A 17,343-nucleotide genomic window follows, 5' to 3' on the forward strand; every position below is an offset into this window, starting at 1 on the left:
TTATTAGTTATTAGTTATTAGTTATTGGTTATTGGTTATTGGTTATTAGTTATTGGTTATTAGTTATTGGTTATTAGTTATTGGGTGTTGGTTATTGGTTATTGGTTATTGGTTATTGGTTGGCGAGCGCACATTCATTGGCTAGGAAAGGCTTAGGCTGTAGTTAAGCAATAAGCAGATGGCATTAGGCAGTAAGCTTTAAAGTACCTCCCTATCGGAAGGCAGGCAGGTCCCAAACCATTATCACATCGGCTAATTATCACATCGGCTAATTGGCTCATCGGCTAATTATTTCAGCTATCAGCAGTCGGCCTTCAGTCGCACGAATCCTTCTCACTATTCCCTACTCAATAACTTAACTACTCAACTACTTAACTATTTCCCTACTCAACTACTTAACCATTTCCCTACTTAACTATTGTGGAAGCACGGCCCAAATGGTATTTCCTGCGTCATCGGCGACCAGCATATATCCTTGTTTGGCAAATGCGATGCCTACCGGTCGGCCGTATACTTCAGCCTCCGCGTCATTTGCTATAAAGCCCGTCAAAAAATCTTTATATTCACCTATAGGCGTTCCATTTTCAAAAGGAATAAAGAGCACTTTGTATCCGACCAATTGCGAGCGATTCCAAGATCCGTGTTGCCCTACATAAGCGCCACCTGCGAACTTACCTGAAGCTCCGAAAGCTAAGCCTAGTGAAGCCGTATGTGACCCCACTGCAAAATCGGGAACGATGGATTCAGCCACCAAATCCTCTCTTTTTCCCTTCAACCGAGGGTCTGGGTTTTTGCCCCAATAAGCATATGGCCAGCCATAGAAGCCATTTTCTTCCACAGATGTTATATAATCGGGAACGATTTGGTCTCCCAACTCATCACGCTCATTCACTGCGGTCCATAATTTACCGGTATGAGGCTCCCATGCCATGCCGACCGGATTTCGAAGTCCTGCTGCAAAAATGCGTTCTCCACTTCCATCGGGGTTAATCTCCAAAATGTTTGCTCTCCGTCTTTCATTCTCCATCCCATGTTCACCAACGTTACTTCCCGACCCGACGCTAATATATATTTTTGAGCTATCCGGTTTCATCAATAAATTTCGAGTCCAATGATTGTTGTATCCGCCTGCGGGCAACGACAAAATTTTCTCGCCCTTTCCACTAACTTTAGCTTCTCCTATCTTATACGGATACTTTAAAATACCATCGGTATTAGCGACATAGAAACTGTTATCCATGATCAACATGCCAAAGGGTTTATTAAGCCCTTCCAAGAAAGGGGATTTGCTATCGGCTACGCCATCTCCGTTGGTATCCTTGAACATAGTAATTCTATTCGCACCTGCTCCTTGTGTCTGCGATTCGGCCACGAAAATGTCTCCATTCGGGGCGACATAGATCCAACGGGGATTTTGCAAACCATCGGCAAATTTGACAACCTTGTAGCCCGCGGCCACAATCGGTGTTTTCCCTGTTGGCCATCCGATTACCTTTGAGTTTTTAGTACTGGATGGCGTTGCCAATGGCTCAGCTAAGGTAATGTTTAGTCCGTACTCACCTACCGAATCCGTTGGGGCTTCCGGCGTCTCTTCTTGGTTTTGCCCATTTCCTTTGCAGGCATTGATCAAAACCAAAAAAGAAAAAAAAAGACAATAAGTATATCGATTCATTTTGGATGACGTTTTATTCATGTTAAAGGAACACCAAGCCATCCAAAATGTTTGTTTTAGCGCCAAGCTTTATATTGGTTGATTAAGCCGTTGGTGGAGCTATCATGTGAGGTAATGTCTCCCTCGTTTCTGAGCTCAGGCAATATCTTTCCAGCGAGCTGCTTACCCAGTTCAACTCCCCATTGATCGAAACTAAAAATATTCCAGATAATACCTTGTGTAAATATTTTATGCTCATAAAACGCAATCAAGCTTCCCAAACTCCGGGGCGTTATTTTTTTCAAAAGAAAAGAATTGCTTGGCCGGTTTCCCTCAAAAACTTTGAATGGCGTAATAGCCGCTACTTCCTCGTCAGATTTCCCTGCTTTTTTCAACTCAGCTTCCACTTCCTCTTCCATTTTACCATTCATTAACGCTTCTGTTTGGGCAAAGAAATTAGATAACAGGAGCGTATGGTGTTCCCCAATTGGATTGTGTGTTTGAGCAGGTGCAATAAAATCGCAAGGGATCATCTTCGTGCCTTGGTGAATCAATTGATAAAAGGCGTGTTGGCCATTTGTTCCGGGTTCGCCCCAGATAACGGGCCCTGTCTGATATTCAACCGGCACTCCATTTCTATCCACATACTTACCATTACTTTCCATATCGCCTTGCTGAAAGTATGCCGCAAAACGATGTAGGTATTGATCATAAGGTAGAATCGCATGCGTTTCCGAATCAAAGAAATTATTATACCAAATACCCAACACCCCCATAATAACTGGAATATTTTCCTCTAAGGGAGTATTTTTGAAGTGATTATCAGCCGCGTGGGCTCCCGCTAAAAGTTCTTTGAAATTATCAAAACCAATGCTCAACACGATCGACAAGCCAATGGCGCTCCATAAAGAATAGCGACCACCAACCCAGTCCCAGAATTCAAACATATTCTTCGTATCTATACCGAAGTCTTGCACCGCTTTAGCATTGGTGCTCAACGCGACGAAATGCTTAGCGATATCCTTTTCGGCGCCTCCTTGGGTTAAAAACCAGTCACGCGCACTGTGAGCGTTGGCCATCGTTTCTTGCGTGGTAAAGGTTTTGGAAGCAATCAAAAAGAGCGTGGTTTCTGCATTCACCTTTCGTAACGTCTCAGCGATATGCGTTCCATCAACATTTGATACAAAATGTAAGGTTAAATGATTTTTATATGGTTTCAATGCTTCCGTTACCATAACCGGACCTAAGTCTGAACCGCCGATTCCTATATTAACAATATCCGTTATTGCTTTACCACTGTATCCTTTCCAAGAACCGTCAATCACTGCTTCACTAAATTCTTTCATATGTGCCAGTACTTCATTGACTGAAGGCATCACATCTTGGCCATCAACAAGTACGGGTGTGTTGCTTATATTTCGCAATGCCGTATGCAATACCGCTCTGTTTTCTGTTTTATTAATCGGCAGTCCTTTGAACATGGCGTCAATGGCCTCTTCCAGGTGGCATTCGCGAGCAAGCTGCACTAAAAGAGCAACGGTCTGTTCATCTATCCTATTTTTTGAATAATCAAATAAAATGTCTTCAAATAGTAATGAGAACTTTTCGAATCTATCCGGATCGTAGGCGAACAGATCACGTAAATGTTTCGGCGCGATGTTGATATAATGGTTGCTCAAGTAGTTGTAAGCATCGGTTTCGGTAAAATTTACAGTTGGTAACATAAGCAAATCAAAATTTTCACGAAACTACAATTTTAGTCGCAGAAAAGCGAAAAGCATTTGATGGCGCAGCCTAGATTTACTTTCCTAAGACAGAATAGCTACTTAAAATCTCCGATTTTAACATCAAGATTTCACTTTTACATACGGAATATTAGAAGACCATCTTCTTTAGTCACTTTCTTCCGCAAACCACGAAGTAGCTTGAATGCTATTGAAAACGAACAAGTGATGAAAAAAGTTGATTAAGGAAACCTCTTTTTTTAAAGCTAAATTCCTAAACAGCGTAGCCGCTATTTTCAAAAAAGTTTCCTGACTTTTAACACATTTTGTTATACAATATGTAAAAATTTTCGATATCTTTATCCAAACAAATCCTATATTAGTCAGTTAATTTATAAAGGATTAACATAGGCAGCTTTTAGCCAAAAAATATTAATTCATTAAAGCGGATTAAGGTATCAACCATCTTAAAAACGTATCGAGATGACTGATGTAAATTATGACAATATTGAGCGTTATCTATCTGGAAGTATGACAGATAAGGAGCGTCATCATTTCGAGGCCGAGCTTGACGAAAACGAAGACTTGGCTCAGGAACTTCATTTTTACATGTACGTAAATCAAAGCATCTCGGAATGTCTTTATCATACCCCTATTGAAGAACTATCCTTCGGCAAGGCCAAAAACAAACGATACCAAGATATGAACAGACTTAAATGGATGGCATTAACAGCTATTGGCGTCATTTTCGTAACAATCCTTTTATGGTCACCGTGGAAAATATATCGAGAGATTGATGCATCATCTGTTCAAATGGGCACCGTTAACGCAGAGGGCTTACCTGTTGGTAATAAATATGCCGATATTATCGAGCTTTTTAATGCAGGCAAATACGAAGAAGCCTTGCCTCTTTTAAACGGGGCATTAACGGAACAACCCAATGATTTGTATATTCGGTATTATAGAGGCCTTACTTTCTTAAATTTAAAATACCTCGGATCTGCCCGTCGAGATTTACTGAAGATTTACACCGAAAACGCACCGCAAATGTATGACGCGGCTTACTATATCGCCTTATCCTATCTAGAAGAAGAGGACGATTATAAAGAAAGTGCTCGTAATTGGCTGGATAAAATCCCTCAAGAAGCCCCCATTCATTCGAAAGCCGAAGCACTTAGGAAATTACTGTAAAATAACCGTTTAGTTGAGCAGTTGTATTGTTAAATTGTTGAGTAGGGAAATGGTTAAGTAGTTGAGTAGTTAAGTAGTTGAGTAGTTGAGTAGTTAAGTAGGGAATAGTGAGAAGGATTCGTGCGACTGAAGGCCGACTGCTGATAGCTGAAATAATTAGCTGATGAGCCAATGTGATGATTAGCCAATGTGATAATGTTTTGGGACTTGCCTGCCTTCCGATAGGGAAGTACTTTAAAGCTTATTGCCCAATGCCTACAGCCTAAAGCTTATTACTTAAAACTTATAACTTAAAATCCTACCTTTGTTCTATGACGAAAGAAAACATTCAAGAATTAAGGGATAGAGCAGCTTCCCTGAGGAGGCATCTTTGACATTGATGCAAAACAAAAAGAAATAAACCAAGAGCAAGAAATAACCCTAAAACCAGACTTTTGGGATCATCCAAAAGAAGCGGAAAAAGTATTGCAGTCGATCAAGAGCAAAAAAGTTTGGACAGATAGCTTTGACGAGCTACTGCAAGCCATTGACGATGCTTCTGTCATGTTCGACTTTTATCAGAGTGGCGACGCCAGTGAGCAGGAAGCCGATGAACTTTTTCAAGAAGCGCTGAAACGGGTTGAAGAGCTCGAATTTAAAAATATGCTTAGTGCCGAAGAAGATCAGTTAACGGCTATTTTACAAATTACTGCCGGCGCTGGAGGCACTGAGAGTTGTGATTGGGCGGCTATGTTGATGCGTATGTATATTATGTGGGGAGAAAAGAATGGCTATAAGGTAACGGAGCAAGACTTCCTCGAAGGCGATGTTGCAGGTGTAAAATCAGTGACACTTCAATTTGACGGCAATTTCGCTTATGGATATTTAAAGGGAGAAAACGGCGTGCATCGCTTAGTGCGAATTTCTCCGTTCGACTCCAATGCGAAACGGCATACTTCGTTCGCCTCCGTATACGTCTATCCACTGGTGGACGATACAATTGAGATTGAGGTAAAAGATTCGGATATTGAATGGGACACGTTCCGTTCAGGAGGCGCTGGTGGACAGAACGTCAATAAGGTAGAAACAGCCGTTAGGCTGCACCACAAGCCCTCAGGAATTGTTATCAAGAACCAGGAGTCGCGTTCACAACTCCAAAATAAGGATAACGCTATGCGTCTCTTAAAATCGCAGCTTTATGAAATTGAGATGCGTAAGCGTATGGAAACGACAGCGGCTATTGAAGGCAGCAAGAAAAAAATAGAATGGGGTTCGCAAATACGTAATTATGTTTTACATCCTTATAAGCTGGTAAAAGATTTAAGGACAGGTCACGAAACATCCAATACCCAAGCGGTATTAGACGGTGAATTGGATGAATTTCTAAAATCTTATCTGATGGAATTTGGTGGAAACTAAAATTCATTTTTCCACATCATGGATTCAACGGGTCGCGTTGTCTTTCTATTGTATTTCGCATTCCCTTTTGTGTTGTACATGGTGTGGATATCTCCCTCTACCGTAAAATAAATCAACTGCCCAATGGGCATGCCAGCATATACACGTACCGGTTGAGCCACGGATATTTCAAGTGTCCAGGTATTACAAAATCCGACATCTCCCTTTCCGGCAGTGGCATGAATATCAATACCTAAACGTCCTGTGCTGCTTTTACCTTCCAGGAAAGGTACATGGTTATGGGTTTCTGTATATTCTAATGTCACTCCCAAATACAAGGTGTTTGGTTCAAGCACATAACCAGCTTTCGGAATTTCAAAGTGAACAATTTCATTATGAACCTTAGCATCTAATACCCGATCTTTATAAGTAGCCAAGTATTTCCCTAAATGAACGTCATATGAGTTCGTCCCCAAACATTCACGCTTAAATGGTTCAATAATAATAGAGCCTTTATCGATTTCCTCTAAAATCCTTTTGTCTGAAAGTATCATAGTGTTTTTAGTGCAGGATACAAACATAAGGAATAATTAATCAATTTGTGAATGAGTTGAGTTGTTGAGTAGGGAAATAGTTAAGTAGTTGAATCGTTAAGTAGTTAAGTAGTTGATGAACCAATGTGATGATAGCCGACATGATTAGAACGGCCAGCGCGTCCGAAGCTGATAGCTGAAATAATTAGCCGATGAGCCAATTAGCCAATGTGATGATGAGCCGATGCGATAATTAGCCGATGTGATAATGGTTTGGGCTGTCTTCCGATAGGGAGGTACTTTAAAGCTTACGGCCTAATGCCATCTGCTTATTGCTTAACGCCTACAGCTTTTCATAGCCAATGAATGTGCGCTCGCTAACCAATAACTAATAACCAATAACTAATAACAAACAACTAACCAAACAGCCGAAAGCCGATCGCTGAAAGCTGATGGCTATTGATAAAAATTTACTACTTTTATTCATGGGTTTAGTATATCTTAAGGAAGTTAATCCGCACACACGTTTTGCCATTTGGAAAATTGAAGAAACAGCTGAAGAGCTATTGGCTAAATTACAGCTAAACAGAAGTGAAAAGGCTTTTTTGGAGCGACTTAACAAGGGTAAAAGGACATTAAATTGGTTGGGAACACGTGTTTTGCTCCGCACCATGTTAGATACCCCGGGTTATATTGATTGCCCTTCTGACGAGAATGGCAAACCTTATTTAGTTAATTTTCCGCATAAAATATCACTCAGTCATTCCTTTGATTATGCTGCTTGCATGCTTAGTACACGATACGAGGTAGGAATCGACATGGAGTTGGTCAAACCTAAAATAGAAGTCATTGCCAGTAAATTCATGAAACCCGAAGAGCTGGCACAGCTTCAGCCTGAACACCGCTATGTAGAACAGCTTTTAACTTGCTGGACAGCTAAAGAAGCGGTCTATAAGTTACAAGGAAAAAAAGGAGTTTCTTTTAAAGACAATATTTATATCGAACCCTTTACGTATCAAGAACAGGGGAGCAGTATTGTTGCCCATCTTCAAGGCCCGCATCAACATGCGATCTATACCGTTTACTACGAGCGTTTTCGGGAGTTTATGTTAGGATATGTGATGGGATAGGTGCTTTTCTTCCTATTTCCGTAACTTTGCATTCCTTATTAGGATTACACATGAATAAAAACGTTTATTTCCAAGACTGGGGCAGGGTTGACTATCAAGAAGCGTGGGATCGGCAAGAACTTATTTTCGCGCAGGTAGTTCAACAGAAAACGGGCAACCGGGTTAATGGCACCAATCATCCTACAGACAACTATTTAATTTTCGTAGAACATCCGCATGTTTATACACTGGGTAAGAGCGGTAAGCCCGAAAACTTATTATTAGATGAACAGGGGCTACACGATAAGCAAGCAACCTATTACAAGATAAACCGTGGAGGAGATATTACTTATCATGGCCCTGGCCAACTAGTTGGTTATCCTATATTGGATCTTGATAATTTTTTTACTGACATCCATCTATACATGCGTACGATTGAAGAGGCCGTGATTCGTACATTAGCCGATTATGAGATTGAGGCTGGCAGGTACCCGGGTTATACCGGCGTATGGTTGGATCCGGACAATGAAAAAGCCCGGAAAATTTGCGCTATCGGTGTTCGAGCCAGTAGGTGGGTTACCATGCATGGTTTTGCATTTAACGTCAACACGGACCTAAATTATTTCAACCATATTGTGCCCTGTGGTATAGACGATAAAGCCGTAGCTTCTTTACAAGGTGAACTAGGACGGGAAGTAGACATGGAAGAAGTAAAAGAACACTTAAAAAAACATTTTGCTGATTTGTTCAAAATGAATTTAATAAGCGCTGCATTGACTGCGTTCTAAATCACTCCACAGTACACACTATCGGAAAGCGTATCATGATAGGTATCCCGGAAGGAGGCATATACATGTATTGGCTTCTCAGCAAAGGCTAAGGTGCTATTCTCCCAGCTGTCCGTCTGTGCGACCCTTTCTGCGCCGATTTCTCTAAAATGACGAAATAAGTCGCCATCATATAGCAAAACCACTAAACGATCCCCTTTCCATCCACCTAATGATTCCCATGACAACGTAATACGAGTCCCATTTCGTTCAACGGAGCAGTTATGCGGCGGAATTATTGGGCCTTTACTTATCAAAACCTTTTCCGGGTTGATATAGGGTTCACCATTTTCGTCGATCTCTACGGCGTATTTACGGGTGTATGACTGTACCATCTGAAAAGGTCCCACCCTACTCCCAGGCGGAACTGCATTCCTAAAACCGAATAGGACAAAAGGCTTTATCGGTGTCAAAAATTTAGATACAGCTTTCATTTTAGCCTGATTCAATAATTCCTTGGGAGAGAAAGGTTTGGTACGGCGCCCAATCGTACGAACAATCAGTTGACCATTTAATTCATACGTCGTTAAATCCCCCGTCCTTCCATTAATAGGGCCATGAAGACCATTCTTTGCAATTGCCATGTTAAAAGCCTTTGGTTTATATATCTGCTAGTCGAAGCTGGTTTACTGCTGCTTCCACTCAAATATATCATAAAAAAAGAATTTATAAAGTTTTAAAGAAGAATTTATAAAGGGTTAATAAGGGTGATACCCTTATTAACCCTTTATAAACCCCTTACTAACACTTTGTTAACACCCTATTAATGGTAAAGGAAACGCGAATGAAATTCAACTTAATCCCGAACGATTAGCGACGGACAACCCGTTAACATTCGGGCAAACTCAACGGAATGTTGGTTGCTAAACCACCATCAGAAGTTTCTTTATACTTAACATTCATATCCAAGGCTGTTTCCCACATGGTGTGCACTACGGCATCTAAACTTACTTTTGCCTTTTCGGGATTGGATTGTAAAGCGAGTTGCGATGCTGTAATGGCCTTAATAGCTCCCATGGTATTTCTTTCGATACAGGGTACCTGTACTAATCCGCCGATGGGATCGCATGTTAGTCCAAGGTGATGTTCCATGGCAATTTCAGCTGCCATCAGTACTTGGCGCTGGGATCCGCCCAAACACTCGGTTAATGCCGCCGCTGCCATCGCCGAAGACACACCAATCTCAGCCTGGCATCCACCCATTGCAGCCGATATCGTCGATCCTTTCTTGAAGATACTTCCTATCTCCGATGCCGTCGCTATAAATTGAATGATTTTTTCTTCATTGTAGCCATTGCAGAATATTAAAAAGTATTGAAGGACGGCTGGGATTACACCGGCAGCACCGTTTGTCGGAGCGGTAACGACCCGTCCGAATGAAGCATTCTCCTCGTTCACGGCCAAGGCAAAACAACTTACCCAATCTAACGTATACTGGAAACCACTCCCTCCTTCACGGATAGCGTACATCCAGGTTTCAAAATCGGCATAATGACGGCCGTTCAATAATTTTTTATTTAATTTAGCGGCTCTTCTTTCCACATTTAAGCCTCCCGGCAAGGTACCCGTAGTGTGACAGCCTCGATAAATACAATCACGAATCGTATGAAAAATCTTTAAGATCCCCTTATTAGTTTCTTCTTCACTTCGCCATGCATGCTCATTTTCGAGCACCACCTCTGAAACTTTAAGGCCGGTACGCATACACCACATCAATAAATCCTTCGCATTTTGAACGGGGAAGGGTAGATCCACCTCTTCTGTATCACCTGCCCGTTGATTTTCCTGGACTACAAAACCTCCACCAATAGAGAAGTAAGTTTCAGATAACGCCGTTCCATCTCTGAAAAAAGCTTGAAAGGTAACCGCATTTGGGTGATAGGGCAAACTTTCCGTCATCAGGAAAAGCAAGTCCTCTCCATAATTAAAAGGAATTACATACTGCCCGGCAAGACACAATTGGCAATCACCCTTAATCTGGTCAACTGTTGGTTGAATCCGACTAACCTCGAAAGTCACGGGGTCACCACCACTCAACCCTAAAAGGATTGCTATATCGGTTCCATGCCCCTTACCCGTCTTGGCCAAGGATCCGTAGAGTAAGATTTTAACTGCTTCTGTATCAGCAAGCCTCTTTTCTTGATCAAGCTTTTGGATAAATCGTTGTGCTGCACGCCATGGCCCAAGGGTATGCGAGCTAGAAGGCCCGACACCGATTTTGAAAATATCAAAAATGGAAATCTGTTCTTTATTCATAAAATAACGCATACGAAGTTAAGCCTAATAATTGTGATTTCCTTATCGGCTCATTTACCCGATATTGACATCATTTTAAAAATTTTAACCATCGGAAAACATTTTTGTACGTTTTATCAGTTCCATATTTTATATTTGTTTATTATAAGCCGAAAAAATTGATAATAAACTAATTTTCAATGCAGTTATTTACCTAAAAAAGTTAAAAGTCTTATAAAAACAACACCCCTGTTTTTCACTTAAATAAGAATCATATGAACAACTACGATTACAACGATTCAATGAGCTCCGGTTTATTTGCCGCCATGGGCATTGGCACAACACTTGTTTCGCTTGCTCTTAGTATTTTAGCGATCGCCGGTTTGTGGAAAATGTTCGAAAAGGCTGGCAAACCAGGCTGGGCAGCAATAATTCCTGTTTACAATCTCATTGTTATTCTTGAGATTGTTGGAAAACCTATTTGGTGGATATTTTTCTTTCTGATTCCCTGTGTAAACTTTGTAGTAATCATTTGGGTGCTGAATCTGTTGATGAAGAGCTTCGGAAAAGATTCAATATACACGGTACTGGCGTTTTTCTTCTCTTTTATCATTTTTCCCATGATTGGCTTCGGGAGCGATCGCTATTTGGGACCATCAGCTGCTGAAGCGAGAGGTGGCAACTCGTTTGATCAGTTTAAGAATTATAAGAATCCATTTGATGATCCGAATGCACCTAGAGACCCAACAGCTTAATATGGTATGAACTATTTGCTGTTTTTGATTTTCAGTAGCTGGTCCGGAATAGACTGGCTACAACATCATCTTCTACCTTGCCCTTTTAAATGGTTAACCGGCATAGATTGCCCCGGCTGCGGTTTTCAAAGAGCATTATTGTTATTACTTCAGGGGCGATGGCAAGCCAGTATAGTACAATATCCACCAACCATTCCACTTTTATTATTAGGTTTATTTTTCCTGCTAAAAAACCGTTATTTTAAGAAAAATGAAAAACTTGCTACCGTATTATCTTGCTTAGTGGGCTTTCTAATCATCACGTCCTATCTTAACAAGATGTTTTAAGCGCAGCTAATGGAGCCTTTTATTTCGTATTTGATGTCAGATACGAATAGTCGCGAACAATTTGTTTCAAAAACTCCCATTCATTCATCTCGTTAGGAATGTTCACTTGTAACACATCTTTTGCTTTCATAGCCATTTTATATACGAGCATATTATTGCCTGACTTACTGAAATTGGCCAACACATCATGAATGAGTGTTATGTCCTGATCGTTAAGACTTGTCACCTCCGGAAACAAGGGCTTATATAGTTCTTCGGTTGGAGGATGAAAGGCAATTGCTTCTAACTGCGTTCGGGGAACGGTTTTAATTAAAGTTGTGCCCGCCACAATATCGCCTATTCGTTGCTTGTTTTCGGATAGTGCCACGCAGATCAATGCCCCTACTTGCATTGTTAGTGTAAAATCTACAAACCGGAATAACCACCTCAAAAAGTATTGACCTACACTAGGTTGATAACCGTCTAGGCTGACAACTTTAATTTTCAGTATGCGCTTGCCAACACTCTGCCCATTAAAAAAAATTTCACACAGCAAATCATAAAACACAAACAGCGAACCATATAAAGCCAAAAGTATCAGATTACCGGTATTATCAAAAGCCAGTCCTAAGCCTGAAACGATCAATATAAATAAGAGATAAATAAGAAAAAAGAGGAGCAGATCGATTATACGTGCAGCGATCCGCTCGCCCACGCCGGCGACATCATAATCGATCGATATATTTTGCGAAGTAATTACCTTTACATGATTCATCAAAACGAATTTAGTGAAATCCATGGATATGGAAGCGTTTGATTTTTATTATCTTTATTTCGATTCAGGACTTATACTCAAATTATTAATACCATATGCGGGAAGCACTGTTCGTCAAACAAAATAATGCAAAATGGGAAAGTTATGAAAAAATAAAGACAACCCATCCGGATGAGTTAGCAGCGCGTTTTATCGAAATCACGGACGATCTCGCCTATGCCAAAACCTTTTACCCAAAATCGAAAACCACCGCCTATCTTAATGGCTTGGCAGCTCGTCTACACCAGTCGCTCTATATTAATAAAAAAGAAAAGGCAAGTCGTTTTCTGAGCTTTTGGAAAACGGAGCTTCCGATTATCTTTTTTCAGTATCGAAATCAGTTGGCCTATTCTGCTGTATTTTTCTTATTATTCACCTTTATCGGTGCATTCTCTGCCGCGAATGATGAAACATTTGTTCGGCTTGTTTTAGGTGACGACTATGTAAATATGACAAATACTAATATAGAAAAAGGAGATCCTTTTGGCGTATATAAACAATCGAATCCGTTGCTTATGTTTTTGATGATTGCGCTGAACAATATTCGAGTGTCGTGTATGGCATTCCTCTTGGGTATTTTATGCGCTGTTGGCACGGTCGTACTGCTTATGTATAATGGCATTATGTTGGGATCTTTTCAATATTATTTTTTTACAAAAGGTTTAGGTTTTGAATCGGTATTAGTTATCTGGATACACGGCACATTGGAAATATCGGCGATTGTGTTGGCAGGAGCCGCGGGCTTGATATTGGGAAACAGTCTGCTGTTTCCCAAAACTTACAGTAGACTCACTTCGCTTAAACGGGGAGCGAAGGATGGTCTAAAAATCATTGTCGGATTGATCCCCATATTCATTATCGCTGCTTTATTGGAGTCTTTTGTAACAAGACATACAGCTATGCCCTTCTGGTTAAGCAGCGCTATATTGATAGCATCTTTTCTTTTTATCGTATGGTACGTGGTGATTTATCCCCGTAAGCTTTCCAAACTTATTTAGTTATGAATTATTCCTCTGAAGAACCGATTGAATTAAGAAAGGTAAGAGATTTCAGTGAGACGATGAATGATAGCTTCAGCTTTATCAAACAACATTTCAAAAATCTTTTTAAACCCCTTTTATATATAAGTGGCTTTTTTATTATCGCCACAATAGCCAGTAGCGTTGCACAACAAATGAAAACTATCCGATTGGTTGGCTTGGCAAAAGCATCAACCTCAACCGTATTAGCCGAAAATATGACGGGATACACATTTGGTTTAGCCTACTTTCTGTTACTTTTATTCAGTATCTTATCTGTTAGCGTAATTTATCTAGTTACCTATTGCTATATGAAACTCTATAAAGAACACCACCATACAATTCCATCCATGCAAGCCGTTTGGGACTTATTTAAAAGCCATATTATATCCTTTTTCATAGCGACCATTCTTTTAAGTATATTCATCTTTATTGGTTTCCTCTTTTGTTTAGTTCCCGGTTTTTACCTGATTCCCATTATTAGCTTAACCTTGCCCATTATGATTATGGAAGACAAAGGCTTATTTGAAGCATTATCGCGCAGCATACAATTGATAAAAGACCACTGGTGGAAAACCTTCGCATTGATATTTCTAGCATCTATCATTGCCTATTTTAGCATGGGAATACTGAGTCTTCCATCAGCATTTCTAAGTATCGGCGCCGTATTTGTTGAAGATTCTCCCACCTTGGTTCTCGCTGGTAGTATCTTTGGGTCTATTTTAACGGGTTTAGCACAGCTATTTTATATCTTACCTGCAATTGTGAGTGCGCTGTGGTATTTTAGTCTTACAGAAGAGAAAGACGGATTAGGCCTTATGGAACGAATAGAAGGCTTTGGGTCCGGCGGAGTGAAGGCGTCCAACGATTGGCCAAAAGAAGAATATTAATTATTAATCGATGCACCGTATCTGTCTCTTCCTATTGTGTTTGTTATCTTTTATACGCCCCCTCCAGGCCGTAAGCATAGACGCTGCTTTATCAAAAGGACAAGACAAACAGAAACAGATAAATATTGATACCGGGAAAATAATTTTACGCTCATTTGATGCTGCCAAGTTAGCAAGTTATAAAGAGGACGCAGCCTTCAAGTATGAGGAAGAACAGGTTCCTGTTGGATGGTGGCAACATTTTAAACAGTGGCTTTACAATCAGCTAGCCCGCATTTTTTCGAACGGACAATCCGGGTCAACTTTTAAATGGCTATTTATTATACTAGGGAGTGCCGCGCTCTTATTCCTTGTCTATAAAATTGCCGGTATGGATATACTGTACATATTCGGAAGAAGAAATCGGGTTAGTGGTGCAAGTTCCATTGCGGAAGAAGAGGACATACATCAAATCGATTTTGAAATGGAGCTCCAGACCGCTATTACAAACAAAAATTTCCGACAGGCGGTCCGTTTATCATATCTTCAATTGCTAAAAGAACTGACAGATCGGGCATTAATCGATTGGCAACCGGGAAAAACGAATCAAATCTATGTGCAGGAGTTAGGAAACAGACCATTCAGCAACGATTTTAGAAATTTGACAGGTCTGTTTGAAAAAGTATGGTATGGCGCCTTTCCGGTAAGAGAAAACGATTTTTTCGACTTTAGAAGAAGTTTCGCGAAATTAAAGGATCGGATTTAGATACAGTAACATATGAAAGATCTTAAGTTGTATCTTCTGCTAGGTTTTTTATTGTTGGGTATATATTTATTTATTGAATATAACCGTCCAGTGGCTGTTAATTGGTCGCCCACTTATCAGCGAAGCGACAAAATACCTTTCGGAACTTACATATGCTATCGCGAACTTCCGAAGCTTTTTAAAAGGGGTGTATATAATAGTCGACAACCGCTCGAAGAAACACTTCCAAAGGCTAAAGGTGCCAATTTACTTATTATTTCCTCCAAGATTTCCTTGGGCAACGATGATTATCAAAAGCTTTATACACATATCGAGAAAGGCAACGATGTTTTTCTCGCGGCGAGTGATTTCAATCAAATTCTTTTAGATTCACTTCATTTACAAATTCGTACACGAGATGTTCTTTTTGCAAAAGACAGCTTACAATTTCATTTTCTGAATAAACACTTGGCTCCAGGTCGTTATTATCGGTTCAACAGAGGCATAGCTTCCCAATACTTTAGTAAAATAGACACACTGAAAGCTACTATATTAGGTACGAATAATAAAGGTGAAGCAAATTTTTTGCGTTATCATATCGGCAATGGTGACTTATACTTGTTGGCTTCTCCCGATTTTTTCACCAACTACGCATTGTTAACTGAAGAAGGGGCTGCCTATGCCTCCAAAACACTTTCGTACTTAAATCCAAATCGGCCCCTCATTTATGATGAATATCAATTACTTGGTATGGCAGGTGAGCGATCGCTCTTGCGATTTATTTTTAGCAATGCCTCACTTAAGTGGTCTTATTACATTATGCTTGCATGCCTAATACTATTTGTTCTGTTCGAAATTAAACGGCGACAACGGATCATTCCAATAGAAGATCCAATGGCAAACACCAGCGTAGAATTTATAAAAGTGGTAAGTAGCGTTTATTTTCGACAGCGTGACAATAGCGATATCGCACAGAAAAAGGCTCAGTATCTTCTTCATTTTATTCGCGCTCACTATCGAATTAAAACAAGCGATTTAAACGATGAGTTTTTAGCGTTACTTGCCGAACGCTCGGGTGTCACAGCGGATGTCGTTCAAAAGATATTTGAATATATGGAAGCTGTTCACTTGGGGAAACAATTAAGTGATCAAGAATTGACAGATTTTAATAATTACGTGGAACGGTTTTACAATCAATCGAAGATACTATGGAACAAGAATTTTTCGAACAACGTGCCGATTTAGGTGAATTACAGCAAGCGGTTCAACAAATTAAAGACTCGATCGGTAGGGTTGTTGTTGGGCAGCAAAACCTGGTTGAACTCTTAATTGCCGGAATTTTAGCTGATGGCCATGTACTGATAGAGGGGGTGCCGGGCATTGCTAAGACGTTGACCGCTAAATTAATTGCAAAATGTATTGACGCACAGTTTAGTCGCATTCAATTTACGCCAGACCTCATGCCTTCAGATGTTCTGGGTACATCCATTTTCAATCCAAAAAGTGTTGATTTTGAATTTAAAAAAGGGCCTATATTCGGAAACATCATTCTAGCTGATGAGATCAATCGAGCTCCCGCAAAGACGCAATCTGCCTTATTCGAAGTAATGGAAGAACGTCAAATGACCCTAGATGGTATCACACACCCAATGGAAGAGCCATTTATAGTGCTGGCGACCCAAAATCCAATAGAACAGGAAGGAACTTACCGTTTACCGGAAGCGCAACTCGACCGATTTTTGTTTAAGATCGAGGTGGGCTATCCCTCCCTGGTGGAAGAAACAGAGCTTTTGATCCGACACCATCAAGCGGATCCTCTTGAAACAATCAAGCATATACAACCGGTCCTCTCGAGTGGACAAATTAAATCCCTACGGAATACGGTAAGGAAATTACATGTGGAAGATAAATTAATCGAGTTTGTAGCGAAGATCGTCTATCAAACAAGAAACCACAAGTCTTTATTCCTGGGAGCGTCGCCCCGAGCATCATTAGCCATCATGAATGGGGCAAAGGCTATTGCTGCCATGAATAGTCGTGACTTTGTCACGCCGGACGACATCATAGGCGTTACACCTGCCGTATTGCGCCATCGTATTGTTTTAACGCCTGATCGAGAAATGGAAGGCATTACGCCTGATGAAGTTATCCATCAGCTCATTAAGAATATCGAGATTCCGAGGTGAAG

The 17,343-nt window shown here is 40.5% G+C and carries 17 protein-coding genes; 11 read left to right on the top strand and 6 right to left on the bottom strand.

Features of this window, described 5'->3' with window-relative positions; genetic code table 11:
- Positions 1–415: 415 nt before the first annotated feature.
- Positions 416–1,672: a sorbosone dehydrogenase family protein gene (locus FKG96_RS00265; RefSeq protein WP_130858127.1), complete on the bottom strand. Its 1,257-nt coding sequence runs from the start codon at positions 1,670–1,672 to the stop codon at positions 416–418.
- Between the two features lie 56 nt (positions 1,673–1,728).
- Positions 1,729–3,375, bottom strand: a complete 1,647-nt coding sequence (gene pgi / locus FKG96_RS00270; protein WP_130858128.1) for a glucose-6-phosphate isomerase — start codon at positions 3,373–3,375, stop codon at positions 1,729–1,731.
- A gap of 483 nt (positions 3,376–3,858) precedes the next feature.
- Here pgi and FKG96_RS00275 point away from each other — a divergent pair, with 483 nt between their 5' ends.
- Positions 3,859–4,566 (top strand): tol-pal system YbgF family protein, encoded by a 708-nt coding sequence (locus FKG96_RS00275; protein ID WP_013663984.1) that lies wholly within the window; start codon positions 3,859–3,861, stop codon positions 4,564–4,566.
- Positions 4,567–4,877: 311 nt separating this feature from the next.
- Positions 4,878–5,964, top strand: a protein-coding gene (gene prfB / locus FKG96_RS00280; protein ID WP_013663985.1) for a peptide chain release factor 2 whose coding sequence is annotated in 2 segments (ribosomal slippage) — positions 4,878–4,937 and positions 4,939–5,964 — 1,086 coding nt in all. Because the reading frame shifts where the segments join, the coding sequence is not laid out codon by codon here.
- On the opposite strand, the gene dcd is transcribed toward prfB, so the two are convergent.
- The gene (dcd, locus tag FKG96_RS00285; RefSeq protein WP_013663986.1) at positions 5,961–6,497 is read right to left on the bottom strand and encodes a dCTP deaminase; all 537 of its coding nucleotides are present in this window, start codon (positions 6,495–6,497) and stop codon (positions 5,961–5,963) included. The two genes, prfB and dcd, sit on opposite strands and share 4 nt — an antisense overlap.
- A gap of 464 nt (positions 6,498–6,961) precedes the next feature.
- Here dcd and FKG96_RS00290 point away from each other — a divergent pair, with 464 nt between their 5' ends.
- Together FKG96_RS00290 and lipB are read left to right on the top strand one after the other, a co-directional pair.
- The gene (locus FKG96_RS00290; RefSeq protein ID WP_242627386.1) at positions 6,962–7,606 is read left to right on the top strand and encodes a 4'-phosphopantetheinyl transferase superfamily protein; all 645 of its coding nucleotides are present in this window, start codon (positions 6,962–6,964) and stop codon (positions 7,604–7,606) included.
- A gap of 50 nt (positions 7,607–7,656) precedes the next feature.
- A complete protein-coding gene (gene lipB / locus FKG96_RS00295) occupies positions 7,657–8,373 on the top strand; it encodes a lipoyl(octanoyl) transferase LipB (RefSeq protein ID WP_130858130.1) in 717 nt (238 codons plus the stop codon).
- Here lipB and FKG96_RS00300 read toward each other — a convergent pair.
- Entirely contained in the window at positions 8,370–8,996 is a 627-nt protein-coding gene (locus tag FKG96_RS00300; protein WP_013664008.1) for a hypothetical protein, read from the bottom strand. The genes lipB and FKG96_RS00300 overlap by 4 nt on opposite strands.
- A 244-nt stretch (positions 8,997–9,240) precedes the next feature.
- Positions 9,241–10,668, bottom strand: a complete 1,428-nt coding sequence (locus FKG96_RS00305) for an L-serine ammonia-lyase (RefSeq protein ID WP_013664009.1) — start codon at positions 10,666–10,668, stop codon at positions 9,241–9,243.
- Positions 10,669–10,922: 254 nt separating this feature from the next.
- On the opposite strand from FKG96_RS00305, the gene FKG96_RS00310 reads away from it, so the two are divergent.
- Positions 10,923–11,402 carry a DUF5684 domain-containing protein gene (locus tag FKG96_RS00310; RefSeq protein ID WP_013664010.1) on the top strand — a complete coding sequence of 160 codons (480 nt, stop codon included), beginning with the start codon at positions 10,923–10,925 and terminating at the stop codon, positions 11,400–11,402.
- Between the two features lie 6 nt (positions 11,403–11,408).
- Positions 11,409–11,729, top strand: a complete 321-nt coding sequence (locus FKG96_RS27145; RefSeq protein WP_013664011.1) for a DUF2752 domain-containing protein — start codon at positions 11,409–11,411, stop codon at positions 11,727–11,729.
- A gap of 19 nt (positions 11,730–11,748) precedes the next feature.
- Here FKG96_RS27145 and FKG96_RS00320 read toward each other — a convergent pair whose 3' ends face one another.
- Positions 11,749–12,483, bottom strand: coding sequence for an RDD family protein (locus FKG96_RS00320; protein WP_130858131.1), 735 nt, complete (start codon positions 12,481–12,483; stop codon positions 11,749–11,751).
- A 95-nt stretch (positions 12,484–12,578) separates the two neighbouring features.
- On the opposite strand from FKG96_RS00320, the gene FKG96_RS00325 reads away from it, so the two are divergent.
- From FKG96_RS00325 to FKG96_RS00345, 5 genes are read left to right on the top strand one after another with little or no spacing between them, the layout of a single operon-like run.
- Positions 12,579–13,520 (top strand): stage II sporulation protein M, encoded by a 942-nt coding sequence (locus FKG96_RS00325; protein WP_013664013.1) that lies wholly within the window; start codon positions 12,579–12,581, stop codon positions 13,518–13,520.
- Positions 13,521–13,522: 2 nt separating this feature from the next.
- Positions 13,523–14,431, top strand: coding sequence for a glycerophosphoryl diester phosphodiesterase (locus FKG96_RS00330; RefSeq protein WP_013664014.1), 909 nt, complete (start codon positions 13,523–13,525; stop codon positions 14,429–14,431).
- Positions 14,432–14,441: 10 nt separating this feature from the next.
- Positions 14,442–15,176 (top strand): DUF4129 domain-containing protein, encoded by a 735-nt coding sequence (locus FKG96_RS00335; protein ID WP_013664015.1) that lies wholly within the window; start codon positions 14,442–14,444, stop codon positions 15,174–15,176.
- A gap of 12 nt (positions 15,177–15,188) precedes the next feature.
- On the top strand, positions 15,189–16,400 hold the full coding sequence (locus FKG96_RS00340) for a DUF4350 domain-containing protein (protein ID WP_013664016.1): 1,212 nt from the start codon (positions 15,189–15,191) through the stop codon (positions 16,398–16,400).
- A complete protein-coding gene (locus FKG96_RS00345; RefSeq protein WP_013664017.1) occupies positions 16,364–17,341 on the top strand; it encodes a MoxR family ATPase in 978 nt (325 codons plus the stop codon). Before FKG96_RS00340 ends, FKG96_RS00345 begins: the two co-directional genes overlap by 37 nt.
- Positions 17,342–17,343: the final 2 nt, after the last annotated feature.

The organism is Olivibacter sp. LS-1, assembly GCF_008245145.1.
GTDB lineage: Bacteria > Bacteroidota > Bacteroidia > Sphingobacteriales > Sphingobacteriaceae > Olivibacter > Olivibacter oleidegradans.

Coding starts and splice junctions, on each gene's coding strand:
- FKG96_RS00265 (WP_130858127.1), bottom strand. CDS start 1,672: ATGAATCGATATACTTATTGTCTTTTTTTTTCTTTTTTGGTTTTGATC.
- pgi (WP_130858128.1), bottom strand. CDS start 3,375: ATGTTACCAACTGTAAATTTTACCGAAACCGATGCTTACAACTACTTG.
- FKG96_RS00275 (WP_013663984.1), top strand. CDS start 3,859: ATGACTGATGTAAATTATGACAATATTGAGCGTTATCTATCTGGAAGT.
- dcd (WP_013663986.1), bottom strand. CDS start 6,497: ATGATACTTTCAGACAAAAGGATTTTAGAGGAAATCGATAAAGGCTCT.
- FKG96_RS00290 (WP_242627386.1), top strand. CDS start 6,962: ATGGGTTTAGTATATCTTAAGGAAGTTAATCCGCACACACGTTTTGCC.
- lipB (WP_130858130.1), top strand. CDS start 7,657: ATGAATAAAAACGTTTATTTCCAAGACTGGGGCAGGGTTGACTATCAA.
- FKG96_RS00300 (WP_013664008.1), bottom strand. CDS start 8,996: ATGGCAATTGCAAAGAATGGTCTTCATGGCCCTATTAATGGAAGGACG.
- FKG96_RS00305 (WP_013664009.1), bottom strand. CDS start 10,668: ATGAATAAAGAACAGATTTCCATTTTTGATATTTTCAAAATCGGTGTC.
- FKG96_RS00310 (WP_013664010.1), top strand. CDS start 10,923: ATGAACAACTACGATTACAACGATTCAATGAGCTCCGGTTTATTTGCC.
- FKG96_RS27145 (WP_013664011.1), top strand. CDS start 11,409: ATGAACTATTTGCTGTTTTTGATTTTCAGTAGCTGGTCCGGAATAGAC.
- FKG96_RS00320 (WP_130858131.1), bottom strand. CDS start 12,483: ATGAATCATGTAAAGGTAATTACTTCGCAAAATATATCGATCGATTAT.
- FKG96_RS00325 (WP_013664013.1), top strand. CDS start 12,579: ATGCGGGAAGCACTGTTCGTCAAACAAAATAATGCAAAATGGGAAAGT.
- FKG96_RS00330 (WP_013664014.1), top strand. CDS start 13,523: ATGAATTATTCCTCTGAAGAACCGATTGAATTAAGAAAGGTAAGAGAT.
- FKG96_RS00335 (WP_013664015.1), top strand. CDS start 14,442: ATGCACCGTATCTGTCTCTTCCTATTGTGTTTGTTATCTTTTATACGC.
- FKG96_RS00340 (WP_013664016.1), top strand. CDS start 15,189: ATGAAAGATCTTAAGTTGTATCTTCTGCTAGGTTTTTTATTGTTGGGT.
- FKG96_RS00345 (WP_013664017.1), top strand. CDS start 16,364: ATGGAACAAGAATTTTTCGAACAACGTGCCGATTTAGGTGAATTACAG.